Source organism: Reyranella sp. CPCC 100927, from assembly GCF_007859315.1.
Classification (GTDB): domain Bacteria; phylum Pseudomonadota; class Alphaproteobacteria; order Reyranellales; family Reyranellaceae; genus Vineibacter.
Window position 1 is genome coordinate 191,496 of sequence record NZ_VOHA01000005.1, and the last position, 25,335, is coordinate 216,830.

Genomic DNA, 25,335 nt, shown 5'->3' on the forward strand with positions numbered 1-25,335 from the left:
TTCTTCCTGGGAGCGCGGGCGTCCCGCCCGCTCATGTCAGGCGAAAGCAAAGCTTTCGCCTTGATGCGGGCCGGAGGCCCGCGCTCCCAGGATGTGAAAGTGCTTCTCATCGCTTCAGCCGGCATTTCGATTCCGGCTGGTCGAAACCCAGCGTATCGAGTTCGCTGCGCTGGTGCAGGAAGCCTTCCTGCGGCGACACCGACACCAGTGTACGGGCGGCGGCCAGCAGGATCGGCTGGCGCAGCTGGCCGTCCCAGGCGCGGAACGACAGCTTCTGCCCTTTGAAACCGGCCACGCCGAAATCGCCACCGCGAATGAAGCCGTCGAGACTGGCCGCGTCTGTCTTCATGGTCCGCGTGGCCGCCTCGCCGACACTGCGCACCGCAAGCCAACCGGCATAGTCGCGCTCGGTCATCGGGCGCTTGCCCAGCTTCTCGAAGCGGTTCTGCAGTTGGGTGCCGCCCCATTGCTCGTGCGTCCGGTGCCAGGCCGTGGGCACCATGCCTTGCGTGCCGGCCACCGGCCGCGGCCGGAAGCTGCGATAAGGCAGGTATTCGCCAAAAAGGTCACTCTCGTCGGCGACGACCAGCACATCGTAGTCGGCGCCCTGCGTCAGAACCGGCATCTGCTTCTGGATCAGGGCATGACCGGTGTCGGTGCGGCGCGCCGTCGAGCCGCCGTCGTAGCTGCGCTCCTCGACGATCTTGATGCCGAATTTCTGCGCCGACCGCTTGATTGCCTCGGCGTAGAGCTTGTCGGTCTCGTTCGTGCCGGCAATCAGGTACCAGCGGCGCCACTGCTTCCATGCCAGGTACTGCGCCAGCGCATCGGTCAGCATGGCGCGGTTGGGGATGACGTGCAGCACGTTGGGCCGGCACTCGGCACCGCGCAGCGCATCGTCACGGGCCTGGACATTGAAGATCACGGCCCCCTTGGCCTCGGGCAGGTCAGCGATGGCCAGCAGCGCTGCCCGCGGCAGGTCCGCCACGAACACCTTGTGGCCGGCGGCGGCCAGTTTACGGAAGGCGGCGGCAACATCCTCGCCCTGCGGCACGACGGTCTCGCTCAGCACAAATTTCTGCTGAGTGAAGCTTCCCGTGGTGTTGTTGTCGTCGATGCCCAGCCGTGCACCGAGCAGGCCTTCGTCGGCCGGGATGGTATCCAGCAGCGACAGCGGCGGGGCACGCTCGACCACCTGCGTCAGATAGGCGATCTCGACGGTTGCCGGTTGATCCGCCTGCTGCGCGATGGCCCGGGAACCGCCGATGGCCCACGCGGCGGCCAGAAGCACGGTGAGGACGGCGCGTCGTGGCCACAGCCAGGGGCGCTGCCGGTTTCCTTGTGTTCCTCCCGTATGCAACCATTGCTGAGCGGCGTCAGGCATGGGCTGAATGCTACTCGTTCGACTGTTATGGTCGAACACTATGTCACGTATTGCAGGCTGACAACCGCGGTGCCGCGCCAGGAGGACAGCATGGACTACCGCCGTATGGGCCGCAGCGGCCTCAAGGTCTCTGAAATCTGCCTCGGCACCATGACATTCGGCCACGGTGCCGACGAGGCCGAGGCCGGTCGCATGGTGGCCGCCGCGTTCGATGCCGGTGTGAACTTCTTCGACACCGCCAATGCCTATAACGGCGGTGTGTCGGAGGCGATGCTGGGAACAATCCTGCAGGGCAGGCGGCGCGAGGCGGTGATCGCCACCAAGTTCTTCAATCCGATGGGCGGCGGGCCCAACGACTCGGGCATGTCGCGGCTGCACATCATGCAGTCGATCGAGGACAGCCTGCGGCGCTTGAAGACCGACTACGTCGACATCTACTACATCCATCACGTCGACACCCAGACGCCGCTGGAGGAAATGCTGCGCGCGCTCGATGACCTCGTGCGCCAGGGCAAGGTTCTCTACACGGCGTGCAGCAACTACGAGGCGTGGCGCCTGATGGAGGCGCTGTGGATCAGCGACAGCAAGGGCTGGACGCGCTTCGACTGCTACCAGCCGCAGTACAGCCTGGTGGTGCGCGACATCGAGCAAGAGCTGGTGCCGGTCTGCGAGCTGAAGGGGCTGGGCGTCGTGGTGTGGTCGCCGCTGGCCGGCGGCTATCTCGCCGGCCGCTACAAGCCGGGCGACCGTGCCGTCGCCGGCGCGCGGTCGGAGGAGGGCTGGGCGTTCCCCGATCGATTCTTCGCGCCGACGCGTGATGAGATCCTGAAGACGCTGTTGGATACCGCCCGGGCGCTCGATCGATCGCCGTCGCAGGTGGCGTTGCGCTGGGTGCTGGATCGGCCGTTTATCACCAGCGCCATCGTCGGCGCACGCAACACCGACCAGCTGCGCGAGACCCTGGCGGCTGGCAGCTGGCGCTTGCCGGACGAGGCACGCGCGCGGCTCGATGCGATTTCGGTTCTGCCGCATCGCTATCCGCGCGCCTTCGAGGAAAACATGCACGAGCGACGTAACGCCGCCGTAAAAAAGCCGACCGGGAGCACGGCCTGACCACTGGCGAAAAGCGGACGTCGGTCTCGGTGAGGCGTATCGGCTGTCGCGGGTTTGGCCTAAGGTGCGGTGGCCAGGAGCAAAGACCATGAGCGACGCAGAAAACCTGTTCAGCGTCTTGCGGCAGTCTGTCGACGGGAACGTCGTGGACGCCATCGAAGCACTGGTTCGTGAGGCGCCCGACCACGCGCTGGCGCGGATCAACGTGCTGGACTTCGCCAAGAAGCGGAATCTCAATCAGGAGCAGGTAATCGCCGCTTTCGTGCATGCCGCGCGGCTGGGCCTGTTCGAGATGTCGTGGAACGTGCTGTGCCCCAGTTGCGGCGGCGTGCTCGATGCGAACGCGACGCTGAAATCCGTGCGTTCGGAGCAGTATCACTGTGCCTTCTGCACCGTGAACGTCGAGCCGACGCTGGACGATATGGTTGAGGTCACGTTCACGGTGAGCCCGCGGCTGCGACGTATCGCGGCGCATGACCCCGACACGCTGCCGCCCTTTGAATACCTACGCCAGGTCTTCCTCGGATCCGGGGTTGACCTGCCACCTGATGCGGAGCACCGCTTCCAGGACATCGCCCTCGATTCGGTAGAATTGCCGCCGGGGGAGAAGGCGCTCCTGTCGCTGCAGGTGCCGGCCGGGGCGCTGATCCTGTTCGACCCGGTGACGCACGCAACGCAGTATATCGACGTCAAGGGTGAGCCGACGCGTGATCGCCAGAACCTGTCGGTCATCTTCAACGACGTGCTGGGCGCGGGCGAATCGTTGCAGCTGCAACCGGGGCCGTTGCGGCTGTCACTGGAGAATCGCAGCAGCAAGCGCGTGCTGCCAGTGCTGTGGATCGCCGATCCGCGCCTGCACGCGCTGCTCGACCCACGCCGGCCGGCGCTCACGGCCAAGCGCCTGCTGACCAACCAGACGTTCCGTGACGTGTACGGCACCGATACGCTCGACATCGAGCAGCGCCTGAAGATCACCAGCCTCACGTTCCTGTTCACCGACCTGAAGGGCTCGACGTCGATCTACGAGCGGGTCGGCGACCTGGCGGCGTATGATCTGGTGCGGGCTCATTTCCAGGTTCTCAACAGCATCGTTGCCGCCGAGTCGGGGGCCGTGGTCAAGACCATCGGCGATGCGGTGATGGCGACGTTCCCGACCCCTGATCGTGCGGTGGCCGCCGCGATCCGCATGCGCGAGGCGATGCAGGACCTGAGTGCCGAGCGCCAGCGCCAGGACCTGACCCTGAAGATCGGTATCCACGAGGGGCCGTGCCTCGCCGTCGTGCTCAACGACCGCCAGGATTATTTCGGGCAGACGGTGAACATCGCCTCGCGCGTGCAGGGCCTGGCGGTATCGCGCTCGATCTTCGCGACCGGCCCGGTGGTCGACAACCCGGGCACGTCCTTGCTGCTCAAGAGCAGCGGGCTGGTGCCCATGGCCCAGCGCCGCTCGGTCGAGGGCGTATCCGGCGAACTGGCGGTCTACGAGATTCCATAATTCTTTTCCTTCGAACCGCGGGCGTCCACGCCCGCACTCGCTCGTAGCGAAGCGAAGAGCGAAAGATTGTCGGCGCTGGCGCGCCGATGCGGGCGTGGACGCCCGCGGTCCAAAAGTTCAGAAATAGTGCGGCACGAACCGGCTGAGATTGTGCGTGATGGGCGTGGGGTCTTCGCGCACGCCGATGCCGGCGGGCTGGCCGGCAACGACCCACGAGCCGATCACGGCGTGCTGGCCGTCGTTCTCGGGCAGCTTGCTGTAGGCCTGGTAGATGTAGCCTTCCTCGCCGTAGCTGCCCTCGGTCTTCTGCCCCAGCCCGGGACCGATCAGGCTGACGTTGCTGCCTTCGCGGCTGTAGAGCGGCTTGCGCACATACTGCAGGCCGAGCCCGGCGCCGGCCTCCTCGAAATAGGCCGGCAGCAGGTTGGGATGATCGGGGAAGAGCTGCCACAGGATCGGCAGAATGCCCTTGTTGGACAGGATCATCTTCCATGGCGGCTCGAGGAAGCCAGTCTGGTCGGTCAGGATGTGCTGGCCGAACGCCTCGCGCACCATCCACTCCCAGGGGTAGAGTTTGTGCAGGAAGCCGATCGGCTTCTCGTCGAGGTCGGTGAAGACGGTGCCGTTCCAGCCGATATCCTCGATGCGCAGTGTCTGGGTGGCGAGGCCGGCCTGTACGCAGGTGTCGCGCAGGTACTCCGACGTCGCGTAGTCCTCCGGATCCTCCTCCGAACGCGCGAAGTGAAGCGTGCTGCCGGGCGGCATGCGCGCGCCCAGCGCCTTCCAGGCATCGATCAGCTTCTCGTGCGCGCTGTTGAACTGGTCGGCGCCGATGATGACGTCCTTCATCCAGAACCACTGCGCCACCGCCATCTCGAGCAAGGCCGTCGGCGTGTCGGCGTTGTACTCGAGCATCTTGGGCGGGTTCCAGCCGTCATAGGCGAGGTCGAAGCGGCCCACCATGGTCGGGTCGCTGCGCTTCCAGCTCGCCGTGATGTAGTCGCCGAAGGCGCGCGGAATGGCCAGCCGGTCCCACAGCTGGTTGGCGACCACGTGCTCGACGGCCTGCAGGCAGATCTTGTGCAATTCCTCGGTCGCGGTTTCCAGTGCATCGATCTCGCTGACCCGGAACCGGTAGCGTGCATCCTCCGTCCAGTAGGGCTTGCCGTCGAGGTGATGGTAGGTGAGGCCGATCGCTTCCAGCTTCTGCTGCCAGTCGGCGCGCGGCGGCGAGGATTCGCGTTGCATGGCCGGACGCTAGCTGCCTGACGATCGCGAACTGCCGGTGCTGCCGAAGCCGCCGCGGCTGCTGGTCGAGCCCGGCGAGCTCGTGGTCGTCCCGCCGGAGGAAGAGGGGGAGCGGCCAACCACGGTCGAGGGCGGCGAGCCGGAGGAGGGCGAGCGGGTCGTCGTGGTGTCACCGCCGCGACGGCCGCCGCCCCACCACCACCAGCCTGTGCCCGACGAACCATACGTGCGGCTGCCGCCGCTGCTGGTACCGGAACTGGAGCTCGAGCTGCAGCGGTCGGGAGACCACAGGCCGGTCTGTGGATTCTGCCGGCACATCGACGAGCCGGTGTGGCGCAGCTGGCAGGCTTCGATCGTCGGGTAGCTGTAGCTGGCACAACGCGGCGTACCACCACGACCCATGCCGGTCATAGCGACCGTGCCGGCGCCCAGCGTGCCGACACCCAGCACGGCCAAGGCGATCCGGGAGGTAGCGCGCATCTCAGGACCCTCAGTAAGTGAGGCAGGCGGCGTTCAGGACTCCGATACCCAACGCCAGTCCGCCGCTCAGCGCGCCGGCGGCGACGTTGGCCTCCTGTTCGATCAGGCGCACCAGGCCGGGGATGAGGAAGCGGCAGGCGAAGTGCACCAGCACCTGCACGATCAGCGCCACGATGGCCCAGATCACCACGTCGAGGATGCTGATGCTGTGCGCGATCGTGCTGGCCAGCGGGGCGCAGAAGCCGAGGAACGCGCCCGACATGCTGAGCGCCGCCGCCATGTTGCCCTTCCGCACCAGCTCGATCTCGTTGTACGGCGTCACCCGCATGTAGGCCAGGATGAAGGCACCGGCCAGCGCCAGGGCCACCAACAGATAGGCCACGAACTTCACGATGCTGGCGGAGAAATGCGCGAACTCCTCCATCGACTCCCCCTGACGGCCCGCTGTCGGGCAAGTTTTGTTGCTGGCAATAATGCCAGTGATCACTCACAAAGTCACTCCCTTCCCCGCTTGCGGGGAAGGTGCCCGAAGGGCGGATAGGGAGCCGACGTGGTCTTGATCACTGGGACCACGTCGCGTCCCCCTCCGGCACAGGTACTTCGACGCAAAGCGTCGAAGTACCGAAGCGGCCACCTCCCCCACAGCGTGGGGGAGGGAATTCCTACAGCGGCGAGTGCGGCGGGAAGCTCGGCTTGCGCTTCTCCAGGTGTGAAGTAAAGCCTTCCTTCACCTCGGGCCCCAGGAAGCCCAGCATTTCCAGCGCCAGCGAGGTGTCGAAGTTCGGCCCCATCATGCGCAGCCAGTTGTTCAGCGCGTACTTGGTGAAGCGGATCGCGGTCTGGGCGCCTTCGGCCAGTTTGGTGGCGACCTCGACGGCTTTGGCCTCGAGCTCCTCGTCCTCGACGCACAGGCTCACCAGGCCGATGCGCTCGGCTTCCTCGCCGTTCACCGCCTCGCACAGCAGCAGGTAGTACTTAGCCTTGGCCATGCCGCAGAGCAGCGGCCAGACGATGACGGCGTGATCGCCGGCGGCAACGCCCAGCCGCGTGTGGCCGTCGATGATGCGGGCCTTCTTCGAGGCGATCGAGACGTCGGCCAGGATGCCGGCGACCAGGCCGGCGCCGACGGCCGGACCGCGCATGGCACTGACGATCGGCTTGGAGCAGTTGATCACGTTGTAGACGATGTCGCGCGCCTCCTTCCAAACCTTCATCAGCTGATTGAAGTCGGTCATGTTCTTTTCGATCAGGTCGAAATCGCCGCCGGCCGAGAACGCCTTGCCGCCGGCGCCCTGCAGGATGACGCTGTTGATCGTCTGGTCGCCATCGACGTCGCGCCACACGTCGACCAGTTCGCGATGCATGATCTCGTCGGTCGCGTTCAGCCGCTCCGGCCGGTTCATGGTGATGCGCAACACGCGCGGATGCGGACGGTCGAACGCGAGACGCTGATAGCGCTGTTGCCAGTCGGACATGTCGGGCTCCTACGATTTCACCATGAAAGCGTAGGAAGCAACCGGTGCCGGCCGCAAGGCGCAATATTCGCAATGCGACGTGGGCCGACCTGGCCGGCAGACGGGAATTAGCCGCCATCCTGTGGAAACGTCAGTCGCCGTGATCTCGCGCGGCCTGCCAAATCAACATGAGGAGGCCCCATACGACGAAACTGCCGAGTGCGATCTGCAACAGGAAACGCCAGCGTATAGGATACAATGAACGTTCTGCCGGCGTGGGGCGGACGAACGCATTGAGGTAGACTTGTTGGCGACTAGCTTCGACACGCGCCTGCTGCAGCTCTGCCTGCGCGCGCTCGTAGGCCTTGGTCGCCAGCTTCTCTTCGACCTCAAGCGTTGCGTATCCGGTCACCACCGTCGCAAGAGTCGGGCCTGAGCGATTGTTGCCTGATCCAGTGATCTCCGATCGCACGCGCGTGATTTCTTCTTCCAGTGATGCAATCTGGCTGCGAAGCGCCCGCGCCTGGGCGGTGTCGGGACGTACACCTTGTGCGATTTGATTGGTGTAGCGGGCCCGGGCGTCAGCCAACGTCTCTCTCAGTTTCGCCTCGACGCCTGCGACGACGGTTGCATTGATCGTAGGGAAAAGAACAGCGTTGGCATTCCTGAACGTCGCCAATTCAACCTGAACGCGCTTCAATCGGTCTTCGGCGGCGTCGACCTCCCGTCGAGCAAACGTGACGGCGTCGTTCTGGGCGCGCTTGCTCATGTCGTTCACAAGCCGCTCGGACAGATCGAGAGCCGCGGTTGCCAGGGCTAAGCTGTCCTCTGGTGAAAAGGCTCGGACTTGTACTGTGACGAGACCGTTTGCCATGTCGAAGAACGGATCTACCTTCGTCTTCCAGTGTTTGAGCTTGTTTTCGACCGGCGCGCCGACATCCATGCGACTGAGATAGTCTGCATCGTCACGCGCCCAGATCCTGTCGAGGTCAACTCGGGGCGAAATGTCCTGAATGACCTGCCTGCTCTTGAGATACTGTACTACGACTTCACTATCCTGCACGATGGCCATCATCGGATTGCCGCCCGCCAGGGTCGTGGCGCCGCTCGTAGGGTCGGCCCGGACTGGCATTTGTCTGCGGACGGCGAGACGGAATTCAGTCACGTACTGGTCCGAAGCGAAGCCGTAGAGATAGCCTGCCGACAATGTTGTCGGCACGACGACCGCCGCAACGAGCGACATCAAGCGCCGCCGCCGTCGCTGCGCGCGACGACTCTCACGTGACTGCGGTTTCGCCTCCGCGCGTATCGGCGGAGAAACGATTGCAGCGATCCGCTCTGTTCCTGGTGCAGGACGGACTTCAGCTGTCTCGGCTTTGGCTGAGGGAGTCCGTGATATGACGTCCAACTTCACAACGGAACTCCCGTCGAAGGGGTAGCGCGCATGATCGCTTCGTGGGCAGCGATCGCTTCATTGACTGTTGAATACATGGTCAGGGAGCCCTGCCGCAGGACAGCCCCCGAGTCGCAGTAGGCGCGCATAGCCTCAAGATCGTGAGACACCATGACGACCTCAGATCGTTCCATTCTCTCACCGAACGCAGCCAGACACCGCGCCCGAAACCTGGCATCGCCAACCGCCGTCACTTCGTCGATGAGATAGGTGTCGAAATCCAGCGCCAAGCAGGCGCCAAAAGCGAGGCGCGCTCGCATTCCTGACGAGTAGGTCGAAACGGGCATGTAGAAGTAGTCATCAAGCTCGGCGAAGGCACGCACGAAATCGATCGCATCAGCTTCGTCTGTCTGGTGCACGCGAGCGAGAAACCGCACATTCTCCAGTCCGTTGAGATCTGGATGGAAAGTACCAGAGAAACCAAGGGGGAAGCTCACTCGGCCTGTTCGTCGCACGCGCCCATCGTCTGGCATTTCCACGCCGGACAGCAACCTAACAAGCGTGCTCTTGCCGCTGCCGTTCGCACCCAGTATCCCGACGCTGACGCCATCAGGAAAGACGGAATTGACGTCGTCGAGCACAATGCGACGCCCCTCGTACGTTCGATAGGACTTGGAGACTCGCTCAAGCTCGATCACGACGCAGCTCGCTTCATCAAACTGGGGCGCGCGGCCTTTTCCAGGAGCAATCCCAACAGGAGGACGCCTATAGCACAGTTGAGGGTGTAGGGAATGTCAAGCCAGTGCGGTTCATAGCTCTGATAGAACCCACTCCGGAACCACTCAACACCCTGCAGAACGGGGTTCCATAGCAGGATCTCACGCAGCGACGCAGGCATTGAAATCGGTGAATAGTAGAGACCGGATGCGAAGTAGAGCAGTCGGACGATCGCAGCGTAGATCGTATCCCAGCTCGTCCAAAACTCGCTGATCACCATGTTGCTGATGCCGATACCGGTTGCCAGAGCCCAGAGGCAGAGTACAGCCGCCGCCGTTGTCAGCAGATCGGCAGGCAGCCCTTGCTCGCCGAGCATCACCGCCATGGTGAAGATGATGACACCAACAAGGACCTCGGTGACCAAGTGGAGGAGGGCGCGCGCCGTTATCGCGTCAAAAATCCGAATGGCAGGCAGTTGCAGCAAGGAGCTGTTGTTGCGCGTTGACACCATCAGTTCGGTGGAGACGTGTGCGAACATCAGATAGGGGAGCAGGCCTGTTACATAATAGAGAAAAAGGTTGGTACCTACGGGCGGCGGAGCCTGATTCAAGGCAGAAAAAACAACACCGAGCGTCAGCAAATGGCCGATCGGCTCCACGATTGCCCAGAGATAGCCTAACCGCGCGCGTCCGAATCTGGTCCTCGCCTCGCGCAGCATGACGGCATGGATGACTGCCCATCGTGCGAGAATCGCGTCGGGCGGAGACAGTCTCTGAGGCTCTCTTGGACCCGAACGGCGGCGACGAGGTACCACCGGCGGGCGTGAGATCGCATCCATGCGATCGATGTTGCACAGATCGGCTACGTGATCTCGATGGACCCGCAGCGCTTCATCATGCGGCGACAGCGCGATGGACTGTTCAGCATCCTTCAAAGCACCGGACAAATCGCCCAGCTCAACGCGGAAACCGCTGGATGCACGCCACAACCGCGCATCGCTGCCGAAAGTCTCGCCAGCGCGTTCCAGGACCGATAATGCATCACCATACTGGCCGGCCTCGCCGAGAAGTGATGCAAGATTAAGCCTGTATTCCAGTTCGTCAGGCGCCGTATCGACTGCGCGTTGCGCAGTTTCCAGTGACGCGGGCAGGTCGCCGATCTTGTACAGGGCCGTCGAAAGCAAGCGCCAACCTTGCGGCTGGCCGCCGGGGCGATTGCAATGGGCTTGTAGATGCTCGACCGCCTCGCGGTAGCGACCTGCAGCCATGAGCAGGCCGCCAAGATGGAGGCGTACCTCGCTATCGTCGGGTTTCAGATCAACCGCCTGTTGGCCGTGCACAATCGCCAATGTGTACTGGCCCGATGCGCCGAGTAGCCCGCTGAGGACGCGCTGGGCGGCAAACATCGTTGGTGACAGGTCTACGGCGCGCCGAGCGATCTTGATGCCTTCGTCGCCATAGCCTGCAGCAAGAAGTGCCTCCGCTGCATGCAAAAGGGATCCAACGTTGCGCGGATCCCTATCCGCAACCGCAATCGCTTCACGAACAAGCTGCAGCAAATCCTGCGGTATGTTCGCAGGCAGGTCGTTCGAGCCGACCTCATCATCGTCGCTCATCGCGATACCCTAAGCTTGCTTATGCGGCCTCAGTTTGCCTGGTGAACACACGACCGCCTTCCTGAGAAAGGGGCCTCAGGCGCATCGCGTCGAGGTAGAGTCGTAGGTTTGTTTCAGGGTTGAACGAAGAGTTGGACAAGGCGACAGGTGCCGGAGGCGCGGAGCGGATGAGCCCGGCCAGTTCAGCGAAGTTGCCGATGTCGAAGAACTTGATTCGGTCCGGGTGATAGCGAGCTAGCTGACGAAAGGCTGTTGTGCGAGAGGCGAGAACTCTGCACCCCATCTCAAGTGCAATCGACACGGGGCCGGAACTGCTTTGACCAACTTCGAGGTAAGGCAACACGACTGTGTCGCAGACTGCCATCGCAGACGTGAAAGCATCGTCTGAGAGTACCCCGAGAAAGTGTATGCGGTCAGTGAGATCGTTTCGGCGGCTCGCCACGTCGGGGGCACCTGCCGTGGGTTGACCGATTCCTCCCTCCTTCAGGAGAGAGGCAACGTATGGATCGATCTCCTGATGCTTCTTGATGTTCTGAGGATGAACGCCACCGAATACGAGGAGGTGATAGTCCTCGGGCAGCAAGCGCAACGCCCGGATCGCGACCTCGAACCCTTTGTATGATGAAAGAAAACCAAACGTACCGATCAACTTTGCGTCTGGTGGAAGCGCCGCAAGTGTTGGGAAATCCGCCCTTGTTACGGACTGCCGGATATTTCTGGCTTTTTCCGCACTCACGAAGCTCAGCGGATGATGGAAAACATGCGTTAGCTCTTGGACATCCCGCATCAACTGCATGTCGCGATACGTATGGACGATCGCACTTACCCATTTGGTGCGCTGAAGCCGACGAAGAGTCCCGTAGATGGCATTTCCAAGAGAGGATATCTGCCGCGTGGACGACGCCGAATCGATTGCCTTCCCGATCTGCCCACGCAAAAGCGCTCGGCGAATCTCCGGCCAAGGCAGCGGGTCAACAGGATGGACTGTGTGAAAAGTAATGGTGAGAGACGGAGCGGCCTCCGCAAGGCGTACGAACCGACGTACTATTTCAGATCGAGTACGGCCGAGCGTACCGTACTCAAACTGAATGTTGACGCAGTCGAAGGTACTCAACTGCCGAGCAATTTCCTCGATGTGCTTGTCTCCCAGCTTCCGGACCCGCGGATGCGCGGTCCTCAGCAGGTACTGATCGAGGTCGAATACTGTAACGTCGGCGCTCGCTGAAAGTTGGGCTTCTAGTGCGCGTGTGTAGCCTGCAATACCGCAAAGCTCGTCATAGGTGCTGACAATCGCAACGCGACGCCCCCCAGTTGCTGCATGCGATTTCACGGAGTCCCCCTCACACCACAACTACTCAACGCACTAGAACAAAAGAATTACACTTTTGCGAATAAATTCGCAGGGCCAAAAGCAATGAAAACTATCGGCCGCTGGCGAAGCGGATGGCTTCCTCGGCGGCGCGGACCAGGGCGCGCGCCTTCTGCAGGCTCTCCTGATACTCAGCCTCGAGGTCGGAGTCGGCCACGACGCCGACGCCGGACTGCACGTACATCGTGCCGTCCTTCACCAGCGCCGTGCGTAGCAGGATGCAGGTGTCCATCGAGCCGTTGGCCGAGATGTAGCCGCCGGCGCCGGCATAGATGCCGCGTCGTACCGGCTCGAGTTCGTCGATGATCTCCATCGCGCGCACCTTGGGTGCGCCCGACAGGGTGCCGGCGGGGAAGCCGGCGATCAGTGCGTCGAGCGCCGAGAGGCCGTCCTCGATTTCGCCGTCGACGTGCGAGCTGAGGTGCTGCACGTGGCTGTATTTCTCGATGATGAACTGCTCGCGCACCTTGACCGAGCCCAGCTTGGCGACGCGGCCGACGTCGTTGCGCGCCAGGTCGAGCAGCATCAGGTGCTCGGCCCGTTCCTTGGGATCGGTCTGCAGTTCGTGGGCCAGCGCCGCGTCTTCTTCCGGCGTGGCACCGCGTGGTTTGGTGCCGGCCAGCGGCCGCACCGTGACCACACCATCGCGCAGGCGCACCAGGATCTCGGGCGAAGAGCCGACGATGGAGAAGTCGCCGAAGTCGAAGTAGATCAAAAACGGCGACGGGTTGATGCGGCGCAGCGCGCGATAGAGCGCGATCGGCGGCAGGCGGAAGGGCACGGCGAAGCGCTGCGAGGGCACGATCTGGAACGCATCGCCGGCGTGGATGTATTCCTTGCAGCGCGCCACCATGTCCTGGAACTGCTGCTTGGTCATGTTGGCGACCGGCTCGGGCGCCGCGTGCGTCGCCGCCGTCGCCTCGCGGCGATAGGGCAGGGAGCGGTCGAGGTCGGCCACGACATCGGCCAGCCGCTCGCCGGCCAGCGCATAGGCCGCCTCTGCCGCCATGCCGGCCGCCGGCCACACCGGCGTCACCAGCGACACCATGTCGGCCAGACGGTCGAAGATGCAGATGATCGTCGGCCGCAGCATGATCGCTTCGGGCAGATCCAGCGGATCGGGATTCTTGTCCGGGATGCGCGGCTCCATCTGCCGCACCGTGTCGTAGCCCAGGAAGCCGAACAGGCCCGACGCCATCGGCGGCAGCTCGGGCGGGATGTCCATCCGGCATTCGGCGATCAGCGCCCGCAGCGTATCGAGCGGCTTGCCGTCCAGCGGCTGGAAGGCGTTGAGATCGACGCGCGCGGTGCGGTTGATCTCGGCCTTGCCGCGCACACAACGCCAGATCACGTCGGGCTTGAAGCCCAGGATCGAGTAGCGGCCGCGCACGGCGCCGCCTTCCACCGACTCGAGCAGGAACGCGTTGGGCCGGCCATCGGCGAGCTTGAGCATCGCCGAGACCGGGGTTTCAAGGTCGGCGACCAGGCGGGTCCAGACAAGCTGCGGCTTGCCGGCCTGGTAGGTGGCGGCGAACGAATCGAAGGCTGGAAAGACGGTCATGACACGGATCTCATCGAAAGCCGGAATGCCCGGCGTGGCGTTGTGGGTGCGCGAACGTCACCAACGCCATCGATGAGGGAGGCTCTCCCCGCAGGCACGGGGAGAAGAGAGATAGCCGACGATCGCCACTGCCGTCATTGCTGCTGCTCGAGGCGGAACAGCGAGGCGAACGCCGTCGCATCGCGCTGCAGGCCGTAGCGCCGCTCCAGCGCGGCCACGAACTGGCCGGCAAGGTCGTTGGCGGCGGCGGTATCGAGTTCCTTGCCCAGCGTTTCGACCTCGGTCGTGGCCGTCGCCGGATCGGCGGGAACGATCTCGCGCAGCCGCACCACGGCGGCGCCGTCGTCGGTGGTGACCGCGGCCGACTTGCCGAGTTCCAGCTCGAACAGCTTGGCCACCAGCGGGCCTTGCAGGCCGGCGCCGGCATCGGTCTGCGAGCGGGTGATGGCCTGCGAGGTCTTGACCTCCGACCGCACCGAACGCGCCAGCGCCGCCAGCTCGGCCACCGCGTTGGCGCGGTCGGCGATCTCCTGGGCGCGCGTGACCGCCACCTTGCGGCGCTCGACCTCGGTCCAGGCGGCGGCGACACGCTCCTTCGCTTCCTCCAGTGTCGGCGTTCGGCTCGCCGTCACCTTGTCGGCGCGCACGACGTAGAGGGCGCCGGCCTTGGTCTCGCCGACGCCGCTGGTCTCGCCCTCGCGCAGCCGGAAGGCCGCCGCCAGGAGATCCGCCAGCCACGGCCCTTCGATCACCACCTTGCCATTGGCATCGCGGCCTTCGGCGTCGACGGCCTCGAGCTTGCGCACCTTCAGGTTCAGCTGCTCGGCCGCGGTGTCGAGGTTGTCGACGCGGGCCAGCGCCTTCTCGAGTTCCTCGATGCGCTTGACCAGCAGGTCGGGCGCGACCTGGGCGCGGTACTCGCGCTCCAGCTGGTCCTTCACCTGCTCGAAGGTCGCCGTCTGGCCCGGCTCGATCTTGTTGACGCGCAGGACGTGCCAGCCCAGCGCGGTCTTCACCGGCGCGACGAGCCCGGCTTCCTTCGACGCGAAGGCGGCCTTGGCCAGATCGGCCGGCAGGTCGCGCTCCGTGAGCGCGCCGAGCTTGATGATGTCCTTGCCGGTGGCTTCCTTGCTGGCGTCCTCCAGCGATTTGCCGCCGGCGACCAGTTCGGCGATCTTCTTGGCCTGCGCTTCGTCGTTGACCAGGACCTGGTCGATGTCGCGCTTCTCGGGCTTGTCGAAATCGGCCTTGCGGTCGTTGAAGAGGCTGCGCAGCTGCTCGTCGGTGACCTGGACATCGGCGGCGACATCGTCGGCCGTCAGCGCCACGAACGACAGCGAACGCCGCTCCGGCAGGTTGAAGCGCCGGGCGTTGGCGTCGTAGTACGTCTTGATCTGCTCGTCGGTCGGCGCCGGCACGTCGGTCATCTTGGCGCCCTGGACCGCCACCACCTCGGCGATCCGCTGCTCGCGGCGATAGCGGAAGATGGCATCGCGCTCGATCTTGGGCAGGGTGGCGCCCGCCGTCATCCCCAGCATCTGGTTGAGGGCGATGTCGCGGCGCAGGTCGGCGATGTACTGGCCCTCGGTGATGCGCATGTTCTGCAGGATGCCCTGGAACTGGGCGCGGCTGAACTGGCCATCGGGGCCCCTGAAGGCCGGCGTCTGGGCGATGTTCTGGCGCACCTGCTCGTCGGAGACGACGATGCCGAGATCGGTGATGGCGCGATCCAGCAGCACGCGCTGTTCCAGCGTGCGCAGTGCCCGGTTGGGCAGGCCCAGCATGATCGCCTGGTCGTTGGTCAGCCGGGTGGGCGAGCGGCTATTGATCTGGTCCAGCTCGCGGGCGAACTGATCGCGCACCTCGCGGCCCTTGATGGTGGTGCCGCCCAGCGTGATCGGTCCGATATGCCAGCCGCCGATACGGGAGACGACGGGATCGGCGCCCGCCATGCGCAGCGCACCACCAACACCGGCGATATCGCCCAGCACGAAGGCGACCAGGATCACGCCCAGCACCAGGGCCAGCGTGATCGAACCGGCGATTTTCCTGAACCTGTTCATGACTCTCCGAACATGCGCCCTCGGCCGTGGGCGGCGGCGCGCATAGCTACCATCCGTGTACCCTGGCCGGCAACGCTGAATCAGCCCGCCATTTCAAGGCCTTCCAGCACAAGGCCAAGATCGTGGCCAATTGTGGGCCCGGGTTGGAGGCAAGCGATCACCGTGATAGAGGGGGCTCCCCGAAAAGTCGACCATGAGGCAACGCGATGGCCCGCCGTACATTGATCGCCGGCAACTGGAAAATGAACGGCCTGGGAGCCGACGGCGTGGCATTGGCCAAGGACGTTGCCGCCGGTGCGCCGGCCGGCGTTGAGCTGCTGGTCTGCCCGCCGGCCACCCTGGTGGCGCGGATCGCCGCTGCGGTGGCCGGCAGCGCCGTCGCCGTCGGTGGCCAGGACTGCCATGGCAAGGCCAGCGGCGCCCACACCGGCGACATCAGCGCCGAGATGCTGGCTGATGCCGGCGCCCACTATGTCATTCTCGGCCATTCCGAGCGGCGCACCGATCACGGCGAGACCGACGCGGCCGTACGCGCCAAGACAGAAGCCGCCTGGCGCGCCGGCCTGAACGCGATCGTCTGCATCGGCGAGACGCTGGCCGAGCGCGACGCAGGCCGCACCCTGTCGGTCCTCGAGGCCCAGCTCACGGGCAGCGTCCCCTCGGATGCCTCGGCCGACCGGCTGGTGATCGCCTACGAGCCGGTGTGGGCGATCGGTACGGGCAAGACCCCGACCCTGGATGAGGTCGATGCCGCCCACCGTCATATCCGCGCCGTGCTGGGCCGGCTGGTGAGCGGTGCCGATGCCGTGCGTATCCTCTATGGCGGTTCGATGAAGCCGTCGAACGCCGCCGAATTGCTGGCCATCGCCGATGTCGATGGCGGCCTGATCGGCGGCGCCAGCCTGAAGGCGGCAGACTTCCTCGCCATCGCGGCCGCCGCGCGGTCGTGATGTCTCGCCGTTGACATCACGCATCATGCTCACGAATGGCGACGCGCAGGGGCTCTTTGCAACAGTCCGTGATGGCCGCTGTGGCATTTCGACAACACCATTTTGAAAAGCAGCAGAACGCCACGCGAAACGCCACGATGATGCTGGCATCGTGCCATCAAAGAGCCTAGAACCCGCGGCAGAAAGAATCACAGCCGAGTGGCGTGCGTTCGGCGTGATTCGAAGGTCCGGGACATGCTGGCGATTCAGAATGTCGTGCTGGCGATCCACGTGTTGATCGCTGTTAGTCTGGTCATCGCGGTTCTGCTGCAGCGGAGCGAAGGGGGTGGGCTGGGCATGGGACGCAGCGACTCGTTCATGAGTGCGCGCGGCCAGGCCAACCTGCTCACCCGGACGACCGCTATTCTTGCCGGCACGTTCTTCGCCACCAGCATCGCGCTGGCGATCCTGGCCGGCACCCACAGCAAGCCGTCCTCGTTCATGGACCAGGGCAAGCCGCCAGCAGGGCAGAGTGCACCGGCCGGTACGCCGTCCACCGGCACGCCGCCGTCGCCGTCGGGTCCGACCACGCCGACGCGCTGAACCAGGTATTCTCGAACCGGAGGCGGACGCCCAGGGGCGTTCGCCTCTTTGTTTTTGGGCACATGCTCGGGGCGCTCTGCGCCGCTGCGACTGTTTTCCACAGTCGCCGGACGGCCGAAAGGACGTGACCCGGCACCCAACCCGTAGTAGGTGGAAGGTCCATGGCACGCTTTATATTTATTACAGGCGGCGTGGTTTCCTCTCTGGGGAAAGGTCTGTCGTCGGCGGCGCTGGGCGCCTTGCTCCAGGCCCGCGGCTACCGGGTGCGGCTGCGCAAGCTCGATCCGTACCTGAACGTGGATCCGGGCACCATGAGCCCGTATCAGCACGGCGAGGTCTTCGTCACCGACGATGGCGCCGAGACCGATCTCGACCTCGGCCACTACGAGCGCTTCACCGGCGTCGATGCCCGGCAGAGCGACAACATCACCACCGGCCGGATCTACTCGACCGTGATCGCGCGCGAACGCCGCGGCGACTATCTCGGCGCGACGGTCCAGGTCATTCCGCACATCACCGACGCCATCAAGGAGTTCATCGTCGCCGACACCGACAAGGAGGACTTCGTCCTGGTCGAGATCGGCGGCACGGTGGGCGACATCGAGGGCTTGCCGTTCCTCGAAGCCATCCGGCAGCTGGGCAACGAGCTGGGGCGCGAACGCGCGATGTACGTGCACTTGACCCTGCTGCCCTGGGTGTCGACGGCGGGGGAGTTGAAGACCAAGCCGACCCAGCACTCGGTGAAGGAATTGTTGAGCGTCGGCATTCAGCCCGACCTGCTGCTGTGCCGCAGCGATCGCGAGATTCCGCCCAACGAGCGGCGCAAGATCGCGCTGTTCTGCAACGTGCGGCCGGAGTGCGTGATCGAGGCGCGTGACGTCGACACCATCTACGAAGTGCCGGTGGCCTATCACGCCCAGGGCTACGACCGCGAGGTCTGCCGCTACTTCGGCCTGGCCTACGAGGACGAACCCAAACTCGACCACTGGCGGGGGCTGGTGCGGCGGGTGCGCGAGCCGGAGGGCAAGGTCACCATTGCCGTGGTGGGCAAGTACACGGTGCTGCTCGACGCCTACAAGTCGCTGGGCGAGGCGCTGACGCACGGCGGCATCGCCAACAACGTCAAGGTTCACCTGGAGTGGATCGACTCGGAGATCTTCGAGCGCGAGGACGCCGTGGTCCACCTCGAGAACGTGCACGGCATCCTGGTGCCGGGCGGCTTCGGCGAGCGCGGCGCCGAGGGCAAGATCCAGGCGGCGCGCTTCGCACGCGAGCGCAACGTGCCGTATTTCGGCATCTGCTTCGGCATGCAGATGGCCGTGATCGAGGCCACCCGCAATCTGCTGGGCATCGAGGGGGCGTCATCGACCGAATTCGGTCCCTGCCAGGAGGCCGTCGTCGGCCTGATGACCGAGTGGATGAAGGGCAACGAGCTGGAGAAGCGCAACGCGGCGGGCGATCTGGGCGGCACGATGCGGCTGGGTGCCTACGAAGCCGTGCTCGAGCGCGGCACCAAGGTGCATGCGATCTACGGCAGCGAGCGCATCCACGAGCGCCATCGCCACCGCTACGAGGTGAACAACAACTACAAGGATCGCCTGGAAACGGTTGGTCTCAAGTTCTCCGGCATGTCGCCGGACGGTCTGCTGCCCGAGATCGTCGAGATCCCGACTCACCCCTGGTTCATCGGCGTGCAGTATCACCCCGAGCTGAAGTCACGGCCGCTGGCGCCGCACCCGCTGTTCCGGTCGTTCGTCGAAGCCGCCAAGACGCAGAGCAGGCTGGTGTAGTTGTTTTTGGACCGCGGGCGTCCACGCCCGCGGTCCGAAGATCAAGGCGCGCAGAGTTTCAGGTTGTGCTCGTGCCGCTCCAGCATCTCCTGCAGGAATGCCGCCAGCGCCGTGTCGTCAATCCGCGGCAGCTTGTCGCGGATCTCGCGGGCGACCCAGCTTTGCCCCTTGTCGAGGAAACGCAGCCGGTCAGGCCAGGCGGATATCGTCATGGCCTTGTCGTAGAAGCGGCCGGTGACGTGCGACGGCTCGGCGCCCAGGCGTTGCAGGTGCTCGGTCAGCCCGGCGCAATAGCGCGCCTCGTCGTCGCGCACCGCCGCCAGCGTTTCGGGCCCGACGCCGGCATCGGGTGTAGCCTCATGGCACCAGCGTGCCAGCACGCGGGCGCCGGCGCGCTCGCTTTCCAGGAGCACATTGAGGAAGGCGGCCAGTTCAGCCGACTGCAGGCGCGGCGGCCGCGTGTAGTCCTCGAATTCGTGGGCGTAGCAGACCGGGGAGGAGACCTCGATGGGGTCATCGTCAGGTGATGTCATGGGCGATCCTCCGGACATGGTCTTGATCATGACGTAGTTACGATCAAGTGTGACGGCCAGAGGGACGGGTTGGCAATGCGGCGCAATGCGCCTATCACGCCGCCTGCACGTACAAAAAGGCGCCCATGTCGAATACCTCAACGCCTCAGCGCACCGTCCGGATCGGATCGATCGACATCGCCAACGACAAGCCGTTGGCCATCATCGCCGGCCCCTGCGCGCTGGAGAGCCGCGCGCATGCCCTGGAAGTGAGCGCGGCACTGAAGGAGATCTCGACCCGGCTGGGGATCGGCCTGATCTACAAGACGTCCTTCGACAAGGCCAATCGAACGTCCGCCAACAGCCCGCGCGGCATGGGGCTGGACCTGGCCCTGCCGATCCTGGCCGAGGTGCGTGAGACCACCGGCATGCCGGTGCTGACCGACGTTCACGATGCCGGCCAGTGCAAGCCGGTCGGGGAGGTGGTCGACGTGCTGCAGATCCCGGCATTCCTGTCGCGCCAGACCGATCTTCTGCTGGCCGCAGGCGAGACCGGCCGCGCCGTCAACGTCAAGAAGGGCCAGTTCCTGGCGCCCTGGGACATGAAGAACGTAGTGGCCAAGATCGCCTCGACCGGCAATCACAACATCCTGCAGTGTGAGCGCGGCGCCAGCTTCGGCTACAACACCCTGGTGAGCGACATGCGGGCGCTGCCGATCATGGCCGCCAATGGTTACCCCGTGGTGTTCGATGCCACGCACTCGGTGCAGCAGCCGGGCGGGCAGGGCGCGACCTCGGGCGGCGAGCGCCAGTACGTGCCGGTGCTGGCCCGCGCCGCCGTGGCGGTCGGGGTAGCGGCGGTGTTCATCGAAACCCACCCGGACCCCGACAAGGCACCCTCGGACGGCCCCAACATGGTGCCGCTGCGCCAATTGCCCGGCCTGCTGGAGGAGCTGATGGCCTTCGACCGGCTGGCCAAGGCCAACCCGATCTGACGATGGCCGCCGGGAGAGGTTAGGATAGGGCTTGCGTTGACAGCACCTGAGCGCCGCTCGACAATTGGGGCCAAATTGTTGGGAAGAGAGATAGAATGCGTAAACTGCTTGGAATCTTCAGTTTAGTCGTTATGGCCTGCCTGGCAGCGGGTACTCCAGCGGTGGCGCAGATCGTCAACGAGAACGATCCGGTGTTTCTGCGCTTCCCCGACCTGCGCAAGCGCTACTTCGGCAGTTCCGAGACCAAGGTGGCGGTGCACAAGTTCATCGCCATGCCGATGCCCAAGCAGTGCGTCTACTTCTATGTCGACGTGTACTCCAAGCCCAGCATGAGCGACCGTGACACCCGCGAGGAGGCGTTGCGTACCTGCCGCAACAACATGCAGAAGTACGGCCCCCTGGGCGAGAACTACGCCGTCTCGTGCGAGTGCCGTATCGTGATCGGCCGCGACAAGTACCGGCTCGATCCGGGCGAATTGCCGACCCTGGGCTACGCGCCGCTGTCGCTCTTTTACCGCGATTCGGCCGGGCGCGTGACACGGGTGCACGGCTACACCGAGTTCGGCCTGCAATTCCGCCCCGGTGAGAGCGGCCCGTTGACCGTCTACACGCCGACCGGCAACCGGGTCTGCACCGGCACCATCAGCATTCCTGGCGCCTTCTCTGGCAACTTCAGCCTGAACTGCCCGGCTGCGCGCTTCACCGCCTCCGGCCAACTGCAGTACGACCAGGGGCAAAATCCCAAGGATCATACGGTGGGCCGCGGCGTGACCCCCAATGGCGGGTCGGTGACAATGGTGATCGGTCTGCCGTCGGGTGCGGCGCAGGCGCGCTATGGATCGCAATAGGGCCACATCGATGCGCATCGGCGCCCTGGTAGCGGCGGCCGTGCTGTCGGCTGCCGCCTTTGTGCCCTGGACGCAGCCCGTGCAGGCGCAGAGCGCGCCCGACCTGGAGTGCGTCTGGCGCGGCACGTGCGCGCCGCCCCGGCCACAGCAGCGACCTCAACCACAACCGCAGCCTCAAGCCCGCCCGCAGCCTCAACCCCAGCCGCAACCACAACCACAACCCCAGCCAACGGACCAGCAGGGCCACCGGCAGGGACAGCCTGGCGACAAGGGACCAGTCGGCGGCAAGGACACCAAGGGCGGTCCGGGGACCGGCAACACCGACAAGGCCGGACCGGTCGAGGTCAAGCCACCGCCGCCGCCCGAGCCGTCGCCGACCCAGGTGGCCGTTGCCACACGGCTGCGCGAACTGGGGGAGGGCGACCCGCAGGACGTGTTGCTGTTCTTCAACGAGACCAACGACGCCCCCAACGGTACCCGCAACCCGCAGGGGCAGGTGGTGTTCCGCGACGGCCGGGTGGCACCGTGCGCCGCGCTGGGCTGGACCGGCGGGCCTGAGGTCAGCGCTGCTGTGCGCATCGTGCTGGAACGGCACGGGGCCACCCGTGTCGTCACCGACGTCAGCACGCCGTGCCCCGACAGCCGCCGCCCGTTCGACATCGTCGCCGTCGAGCGCCGGCTGTTCCAGGCGCTACCGCCGGAAAGCCTGCGCGGCCTGGTGACCGACATTGTCGAGCGGCGCCTGACGCCGCTGACCACGGTCACCAGCGCCGACATCGCAGCCGCACGCGACCGCCTGCAACGGGAGCGCGATGTCCTGGCGGGCCTGCGCGACGGTTCGCTGCAGGGCATGGGGCTGCTGTTGCTGAGCGGCAGCGCGCGGCGCATCTGCGCCGTACTCGAGGACGAGATGCGCCCGGCAGTGGCCGCCGCGATCCAGGGCTGGCGCGCCAGCCTGCCGCCGCATCTGGCGCTGGGGGGCGCCGATGTCGCCACCTTCGACAAGAACGGCGTGCTGGCCGCGGCACAACGCGGCGAATGCGGCGCCATCTTCGCCGACGCCGCGACATTGCGTCAGATCGAGGAGGCGCTGCGCCGCGATGCATTGCCCGCGACGTTGGCCGGGGTCTGGCTGACGCCGGCCGAATGGGAAGCGCTTCTGCAGCGCACGGGCGTGCCGCGCACGACCGCCGAGCGACGCCAACTCCTGGCCTCGAAGGTCAATCCGCTGGCCGAGCGGCTGATGGCCGACCTGCGCAGCTATATCGCCGACGGCGGGTCGGGGGTCGTGGGCAGCGAGTTCACGGCGTTCGCGCAATGGCACGGCCAGCTGAGATCGGCGAACTGGTCGCTGGCCGCACAGCGGTTCGAAATCGACGACTACGGCGAGGCCGCCGGATCCGGCGGCTCGCTGCCGGCGCTGTCGGTGATCGTCTACTTCACGCTGACCGCGTCAGGCAGTGCCAAGCCGGAAACGAACTGCATGATTTTCGCCTGGCTCGACGACTCCGCCGCCCGGGCCCGCCGCGAGCCAGCCGCTTTCCGCTGCGACGGCTTGGCCGACGTCGAACGCTGGAAACGCCAGCGCTCGCTCCGGAGCAAGTGGAGCTAAGTTCAGGCGTCTTGATTCCACAGGCTGCGATACTTATTGTAGTAACGTTTCTACATCGCTGTAGATGCCTGTTATGAGCGCGACAACGCTGACCAGCCGGGAATTCAACCAGGATACCGGCCGCGCCAAGAAGGCTGCTCTGGACGGTCCGGTCTTTATTACCGATCGCGGAAAACCTGCGCACGTGCTGCTGAGTATCGAGGAGTATCAGCGCCTCACCGGGCAGCACCGAAACATCGCCGACTTGTTGGCGATGCCCGACCTCCCCGATGTCGATCTCGAAATTCCGCCGCGCCTTGAACGCGCGAAGCCGGTCGACTTGTCGTGATGCTGCTGCTCGACACAAACGTCGTTTCCGAACTGCGCAAGGTTCGTCTGGGCAAAGCCGATCCGAATGTCGCTCAATGGGCCGAGACGCTCGACACGGCGAGCCTGTTCATCTCCGTGATCACCGTCCACGAGCTTGAAATCGGTGTCTTGCAAATCGAGCGCCGTGATCCTCGACAGGGTACCTTGTTCAGAGCATGGCTTGAGACCCACGTTCTGCCCGCCTTTGCAGATCGTATTTTGGCGGTTGATGGCACCATCGCGAGGCGCGCGGCGCGATTGCACGTTCCCGATCCACAACCGATCAACGACATGCTCATTGCGGCAACGGCGCTTGTGCATGGCATGGTGGTCGTCACGTGCAACGTCGCCGACTTCGCGCCTGTCGGCGTACCGCTGCTGAACCCATGGGAAGCAGTGCCTCTATAGATTCGATGTCAGGATGGGGTAGGCCGCTGCGCCGTCGTGACACCGATCATCGAGTCGCGTGAGACCAGCGCGGCGAGCTGCGCCTCGCTCCAGCCCTCGGTGCCGGCCGGGCGCATCGGCAGCACCAGGTAGCGCATGTCGGCTGTCGAGTCGTGCACCCGCACCGTGACCGTGTCGGGCAGGTCGGTACCGAACTCGCGCAGGACGGCCCGCGGCTCGTGCACGGCGCGGCTGCGATAGGCGCGGCTCTTGTACCAGTCGGGCGGAATGCCCAGCACCATGCGCGGGTAGCAGGAGCACAGCGTGCAGACGACGAGGTTATGGGCGTCCGGCGTGTTCTCGACCACGATCAGGCGGGTCGACTGATCGAAGGTGATGCCGGCCTCCTGGCAAGCCGCACTGCCGTCGGCCAACAGCCGGGCCTTGAACGCCGGGTCGGTCCAGGCCTTGGCCACCACCTTGGCGCCCAGGTGCGGGCCGCGGGCATCCATGCGCTCGACGGCTCCACGGATCTCATCGGCGGTGAGGTGGCCTTTTTCGATCAGCAGTTCGCGCACCGCGATCTCGAGCTGTCGGCAATAGGTCAGCGTGTCGTCGGCGTCCGGCCGGTGCGGGTGGTGGTCGGCACCGCCATGAACGTGCGGATGATCATGATCATGGTGGTGATCGTGCCCGTGGTGATGGCCGTGGTCGTCATCGTGCGGCATGGCGCGCTCCATCAGGATCGGGGTTCGAGCCAGTGCTCGTAGAGTTCGATATCGATCGTGTCGCCGGCCGGGCCGGCGTATGCCGGCCACACCTGCTGCTGGTCGAAGCGCACGCGGTAGAGCACCTGTTTCGGCTCGCCGCTGCGGCCGTAGGCAAGTTCCTCGGGATTGCGAAATTCGCCGCAGATGCGCTCCACGACACCGTGCTTGCCGCGGATGTAGAACGGCGTGCGCAGATGGCCGGGCGGATTGCCGCGCCGGACAGCGACCTTGTCGCCGGTGGCAAAACGGGCCATCATGCCTTTTCCCCGGCGGTCTCGGGCGGCCGCTTTTCGATATCGGCCAGCTTGGCGCGCACCTCGTCGATCGAGATCACGCCGCGATGGATCAGCGCGCTGGTGATCGATGAGATCCAGCGTTCGTAGTAGCTCATGCGGTCATAGGCGTCCGGCGGCAGCGACTCGATGCCTTTGCGCAACTCGTCGACCGTGAACATCTTCTTGGAAGAGCACAGCACCATCAGCGCATCGACGCGCTTTTCCCAAAGCTGGTAGTCGTGCTCGCTGGCCTCGACCGGCCCGGCCGGCAGCCCGCCCATATCATGATGACTGCGCATCGTCCGCGTTCTCCACATTGGGCTGAAAATCTAGTATCCGAAACCGGACCTGTCATCCCTGGGAGGGCAGGAAAG

Annotated in this window: 25 protein-coding genes; 10 read left to right on the plus strand and 15 right to left on the minus strand. The window is 65.0% G+C overall.

The genetic code is table 11. From position 1 onward, the window contains the following. Positions 1–106: 106 nt before the first annotated feature. Positions 107–1,384, minus strand: a complete 1,278-nt coding sequence (locus FQU96_RS16305; RefSeq protein WP_146542361.1) for an ABC transporter substrate-binding protein — start codon at positions 1,382–1,384, stop codon at positions 107–109. Between the two features lie 90 nt (positions 1,385–1,474). Here FQU96_RS16305 and FQU96_RS16310 point away from each other — a divergent pair, with 90 nt between their 5' ends. After that, positions 1,475–2,497, plus strand: a complete 1,023-nt coding sequence (locus FQU96_RS16310; RefSeq protein WP_146542362.1) for an aldo/keto reductase — start codon at positions 1,475–1,477, stop codon at positions 2,495–2,497. A gap of 88 nt (positions 2,498–2,585) precedes the next feature. Continuing rightward, positions 2,586–3,992, plus strand: coding sequence for an adenylate/guanylate cyclase domain-containing protein (locus FQU96_RS16315; protein ID WP_146542363.1), 1,407 nt, complete (start codon positions 2,586–2,588; stop codon positions 3,990–3,992). A 117-nt stretch (positions 3,993–4,109) separates the two neighbouring features. On the opposite strand, the gene FQU96_RS16320 is transcribed toward FQU96_RS16315, so the two are convergent. The 10 genes from FQU96_RS16320 to FQU96_RS16365 form a co-directional block, all read right to left on the minus strand. After that, positions 4,110–5,240, minus strand: coding sequence for a glutathionylspermidine synthase family protein (locus tag FQU96_RS16320; RefSeq protein WP_146542364.1), 1,131 nt, complete (start codon positions 5,238–5,240; stop codon positions 4,110–4,112). A 9-nt stretch (positions 5,241–5,249) separates the two neighbouring features. Next, positions 5,250–5,720 (minus strand): hypothetical protein, encoded by a 471-nt coding sequence (locus FQU96_RS16325; RefSeq protein WP_146542365.1) that lies wholly within the window; start codon positions 5,718–5,720, stop codon positions 5,250–5,252. A gap of 10 nt (positions 5,721–5,730) precedes the next feature. Then, a complete protein-coding gene (locus tag FQU96_RS16330) occupies positions 5,731–6,144 on the minus strand; it encodes a DUF350 domain-containing protein (RefSeq protein ID WP_146542366.1) in 414 nt (137 codons plus the stop codon). Between the two features lie 238 nt (positions 6,145–6,382). Continuing rightward, positions 6,383–7,195 carry an enoyl-CoA hydratase/isomerase family protein gene (locus FQU96_RS16335; protein ID WP_146542367.1) on the minus strand — a complete coding sequence of 271 codons (813 nt, stop codon included), beginning with the start codon at positions 7,193–7,195 and terminating at the stop codon, positions 6,383–6,385. 130 nt (positions 7,196–7,325) lie between these two features. Further along, entirely contained in the window at positions 7,326–8,417 is a 1,092-nt protein-coding gene (locus FQU96_RS16340) for a hypothetical protein (protein ID WP_146542368.1), read from the minus strand. Positions 8,418–8,584: 167 nt separating this feature from the next. Continuing rightward, positions 8,585–9,265 carry an ABC transporter ATP-binding protein gene (locus FQU96_RS16345; RefSeq protein ID WP_146542369.1) on the minus strand — a complete coding sequence of 227 codons (681 nt, stop codon included), beginning with the start codon at positions 9,263–9,265 and terminating at the stop codon, positions 8,585–8,587. Beyond that, positions 9,262–10,899: an ABC transporter permease gene (locus tag FQU96_RS16350; RefSeq protein WP_146542370.1), complete on the minus strand. Its 1,638-nt coding sequence runs from the start codon at positions 10,897–10,899 to the stop codon at positions 9,262–9,264. Before FQU96_RS16350 ends, FQU96_RS16345 begins: the two co-directional genes overlap by 4 nt. 19 nt (positions 10,900–10,918) lie before the next feature. Continuing rightward, entirely contained in the window at positions 10,919–12,229 is a 1,311-nt protein-coding gene (locus FQU96_RS16355; protein ID WP_146542371.1) for a hypothetical protein, read from the minus strand. Positions 12,230–12,320: 91 nt separating this feature from the next. After that, on the minus strand, positions 12,321–13,829 hold the full coding sequence (gene trpE / locus FQU96_RS16360) for an anthranilate synthase component I (RefSeq protein WP_146542372.1): 1,509 nt from the start codon (positions 13,827–13,829) through the stop codon (positions 12,321–12,323). Positions 13,830–13,963: 134 nt separating this feature from the next. Continuing rightward, a complete protein-coding gene (locus FQU96_RS16365; RefSeq protein ID WP_146542373.1) occupies positions 13,964–15,892 on the minus strand; it encodes a peptidyl-prolyl cis-trans isomerase in 1,929 nt (642 codons plus the stop codon). A 206-nt stretch (positions 15,893–16,098) separates the two neighbouring features. Between FQU96_RS16365 and tpiA the strand changes: the two genes are divergently transcribed. The 3 genes from tpiA to FQU96_RS16380 all read left to right on the plus strand — a co-directional run bounded on the left by tpiA (position 16,099) and on the right by FQU96_RS16380 (position 19,214). After that, positions 16,099–16,842: a triose-phosphate isomerase gene (tpiA, locus tag FQU96_RS16370; protein WP_146542374.1), complete on the plus strand. Its 744-nt coding sequence runs from the start codon at positions 16,099–16,101 to the stop codon at positions 16,840–16,842. Positions 16,843–17,076: 234 nt separating this feature from the next. Then, positions 17,077–17,424 (plus strand): preprotein translocase subunit SecG, encoded by a 348-nt coding sequence (secG, locus tag FQU96_RS16375; RefSeq protein WP_255468375.1) that lies wholly within the window; start codon positions 17,077–17,079, stop codon positions 17,422–17,424. A 161-nt stretch (positions 17,425–17,585) separates the two neighbouring features. Further along, a complete protein-coding gene (locus FQU96_RS16380; protein ID WP_146542375.1) occupies positions 17,586–19,214 on the plus strand; it encodes a CTP synthase in 1,629 nt (542 codons plus the stop codon). A gap of 41 nt (positions 19,215–19,255) precedes the next feature. On the opposite strand, the gene FQU96_RS16385 is transcribed toward FQU96_RS16380, so the two are convergent. Beyond that, positions 19,256–19,747 carry a DUF6306 domain-containing protein gene (locus FQU96_RS16385; protein ID WP_146542376.1) on the minus strand — a complete coding sequence of 164 codons (492 nt, stop codon included), beginning with the start codon at positions 19,745–19,747 and terminating at the stop codon, positions 19,256–19,258. A gap of 125 nt (positions 19,748–19,872) precedes the next feature. Here FQU96_RS16385 and kdsA point away from each other — a divergent pair, with 125 nt between their 5' ends. The 5 genes from kdsA to FQU96_RS16410 all read left to right on the plus strand — a co-directional run bounded on the left by kdsA (position 19,873) and on the right by FQU96_RS16410 (position 23,937). Further along, positions 19,873–20,721, plus strand: a complete 849-nt coding sequence (gene kdsA, locus FQU96_RS16390; RefSeq protein WP_146542377.1) for a 3-deoxy-8-phosphooctulonate synthase — start codon at positions 19,873–19,875, stop codon at positions 20,719–20,721. Between the two features lie 95 nt (positions 20,722–20,816). Further along, positions 20,817–21,569, plus strand: coding sequence for a hypothetical protein (locus tag FQU96_RS16395; protein WP_146542378.1), 753 nt, complete (start codon positions 20,817–20,819; stop codon positions 21,567–21,569). Next, the gene (locus tag FQU96_RS16400; RefSeq protein WP_146542379.1) at positions 21,556–23,181 is read left to right on the plus strand and encodes a hypothetical protein; all 1,626 of its coding nucleotides are present in this window, start codon (positions 21,556–21,558) and stop codon (positions 23,179–23,181) included. Before FQU96_RS16395 ends, FQU96_RS16400 begins: the two co-directional genes overlap by 14 nt. 73 nt (positions 23,182–23,254) lie before the next feature. After that, the gene (locus FQU96_RS16405; protein ID WP_146542380.1) at positions 23,255–23,509 is read left to right on the plus strand and encodes a type II toxin-antitoxin system Phd/YefM family antitoxin; all 255 of its coding nucleotides are present in this window, start codon (positions 23,255–23,257) and stop codon (positions 23,507–23,509) included. Further along, positions 23,509–23,937, plus strand: a complete 429-nt coding sequence (locus FQU96_RS16410) for a type II toxin-antitoxin system VapC family toxin (protein ID WP_146542381.1) — start codon at positions 23,509–23,511, stop codon at positions 23,935–23,937. The genes FQU96_RS16405 and FQU96_RS16410 overlap by 1 nt, the downstream gene beginning before the upstream one ends. 8 nt (positions 23,938–23,945) lie before the next feature. Here the strand turns inward: FQU96_RS16410 and nthA are convergent, their stop codons facing one another. Genes nthA through FQU96_RS43140 form a run of 3 tightly spaced genes read right to left on the minus strand, consistent with a single transcriptional unit; the run spans position 23,946 to position 25,260 of the window. Next, complete coding sequence (gene nthA, locus FQU96_RS16415; protein ID WP_146542382.1) at positions 23,946–24,644, minus strand: nitrile hydratase subunit alpha; 699 nt, start codon at positions 24,642–24,644, stop codon at positions 23,946–23,948. Between the two features lie 11 nt (positions 24,645–24,655). Then, on the minus strand, positions 24,656–24,943 hold the full coding sequence (locus tag FQU96_RS43135; RefSeq protein ID WP_218574742.1) for an SH3-like domain-containing protein: 288 nt from the start codon (positions 24,941–24,943) through the stop codon (positions 24,656–24,658). Further along, a complete protein-coding gene (locus tag FQU96_RS43140) occupies positions 24,940–25,260 on the minus strand; it encodes an SH3-like domain-containing protein (RefSeq protein WP_218574743.1) in 321 nt (106 codons plus the stop codon). The genes FQU96_RS43135 and FQU96_RS43140 overlap by 4 nt, the downstream gene beginning before the upstream one ends. Between the last annotated feature and the right edge of the window lie 75 nt (positions 25,261–25,335).

Bases quoted from the DNA above. Each gene is read 5' to 3' on its own strand.
- FQU96_RS16400 (WP_146542379.1), top strand. From the start codon at position 21,556: ATGGATCGCAATAGGGCCACATCGATGCGCATCGGCGCCCTGGTAGCG.
- FQU96_RS16395 (WP_146542378.1), top strand. From the start codon at position 20,817: ATGCGTAAACTGCTTGGAATCTTCAGTTTAGTCGTTATGGCCTGCCTG.
- FQU96_RS43140 (WP_218574743.1), bottom strand. From the start codon at position 25,260: ATGCGCAGTCATCATGATATGGGCGGGCTGCCGGCCGGGCCGGTCGAG.
- trpE (WP_146542372.1), bottom strand. From the start codon at position 13,829: ATGACCGTCTTTCCAGCCTTCGATTCGTTCGCCGCCACCTACCAGGCC.
- FQU96_RS16385 (WP_146542376.1), bottom strand. From the start codon at position 19,747: ATGACATCACCTGACGATGACCCCATCGAGGTCTCCTCCCCGGTCTGC.
- FQU96_RS16315 (WP_146542363.1), top strand. From the start codon at position 2,586: ATGAGCGACGCAGAAAACCTGTTCAGCGTCTTGCGGCAGTCTGTCGAC.
- FQU96_RS16320 (WP_146542364.1), bottom strand. From the start codon at position 5,240: ATGCAACGCGAATCCTCGCCGCCGCGCGCCGACTGGCAGCAGAAGCTG.
- FQU96_RS16340 (WP_146542368.1), bottom strand. From the start codon at position 8,417: ATGTCGCTCGTTGCGGCGGTCGTCGTGCCGACAACATTGTCGGCAGGC.
- FQU96_RS16365 (WP_146542373.1), bottom strand. From the start codon at position 15,892: ATGAACAGGTTCAGGAAAATCGCCGGTTCGATCACGCTGGCCCTGGTG.
- FQU96_RS16305 (WP_146542361.1), bottom strand. From the start codon at position 1,384: ATGCCTGACGCCGCTCAGCAATGGTTGCATACGGGAGGAACACAAGGA.
- FQU96_RS16330 (WP_146542366.1), bottom strand. From the start codon at position 6,144: ATGGAGGAGTTCGCGCATTTCTCCGCCAGCATCGTGAAGTTCGTGGCC.
- FQU96_RS16405 (WP_146542380.1), top strand. From the start codon at position 23,255: ATGAGCGCGACAACGCTGACCAGCCGGGAATTCAACCAGGATACCGGC.
- FQU96_RS43135 (WP_218574742.1), bottom strand. From the start codon at position 24,943: ATGATGGCCCGTTTTGCCACCGGCGACAAGGTCGCTGTCCGGCGCGGC.
- secG (WP_255468375.1), top strand. From the start codon at position 17,077: ATGCTGGCGATTCAGAATGTCGTGCTGGCGATCCACGTGTTGATCGCT.
- tpiA (WP_146542374.1), top strand. From the start codon at position 16,099: ATGGCCCGCCGTACATTGATCGCCGGCAACTGGAAAATGAACGGCCTG.
- FQU96_RS16350 (WP_146542370.1), bottom strand. From the start codon at position 10,899: ATGAGCGACGATGATGAGGTCGGCTCGAACGACCTGCCTGCGAACATA.
- nthA (WP_146542382.1), bottom strand. From the start codon at position 24,644: ATGCCGCACGATGACGACCACGGCCATCACCACGGGCACGATCACCAC.
- FQU96_RS16410 (WP_146542381.1), top strand. From the start codon at position 23,509: ATGCTGCTGCTCGACACAAACGTCGTTTCCGAACTGCGCAAGGTTCGT.
- FQU96_RS16335 (WP_146542367.1), bottom strand. From the start codon at position 7,195: ATGTCCGACTGGCAACAGCGCTATCAGCGTCTCGCGTTCGACCGTCCG.
- FQU96_RS16310 (WP_146542362.1), top strand. From the start codon at position 1,475: ATGGACTACCGCCGTATGGGCCGCAGCGGCCTCAAGGTCTCTGAAATC.
- FQU96_RS16325 (WP_146542365.1), bottom strand. From the start codon at position 5,720: ATGCGCGCTACCTCCCGGATCGCCTTGGCCGTGCTGGGTGTCGGCACG.
- FQU96_RS16380 (WP_146542375.1), top strand. From the start codon at position 17,586: ATGGCACGCTTTATATTTATTACAGGCGGCGTGGTTTCCTCTCTGGGG.
- kdsA (WP_146542377.1), top strand. From the start codon at position 19,873: ATGTCGAATACCTCAACGCCTCAGCGCACCGTCCGGATCGGATCGATC.